The organism is Psychrobacter sp. 1Y4 (genome assembly GCF_051847555.1).
Window position 1 is genome coordinate 1 of sequence record NZ_JBPYDE010001157.1, and the last position, 516, is coordinate 516.

Annotated in this window: 1 pseudogene; it reads left to right on the forward strand. The window is 47.9% G+C overall.

Annotated elements, in window-relative coordinates:
• Positions 1-516, forward strand: a pseudogene (locus tag ACS8FC_RS20910) ([protein-PII] uridylyltransferase); the annotation flags it as partial.

The following is a 516-nucleotide window of genomic DNA, read 5'->3' on the forward strand; positions in this document are numbered from 1 at the left end:
GATGAAACAACTATACTCGCAGACGCGGCGCATTTTGCGCGCCGATATCGATGCGCCTACCAATCGCCAAGATATGATCAGTGCCACACGTGCGCAAGCGCTCGCGATGCTAGATAATGTCAATAACCAACATATGAATCGCGATGAAGTATTGCGACTATGGGATGATTTGGGCGATGAGTACTTTTTGCGAGAGATTGCAGAAGATATCTTGTGGCACACCGAAGCCATCTTGAACCATCCACCGATTGGGCTTGCTTCTAATGCGGATAGTCCACCACTGGTGGTCTTGCGTGAGCATCGTGAGCTGGCACTTGATGCGGTACAGGTTTTTGTCTATACCCAAGATCAGATGAATCTGTTTGCCGTTACGATGGCGGTGTTCGATCAGATGAATCTTGATGTATTAGATGCACGTATTATTACTGCTACCCGCGACTTTGCCTTGGATTCTTATGTACTGCTAGATCCTAGCGGTACGCTGTTGGTCGATGAAGACAGTCAGCAGGAACTTAA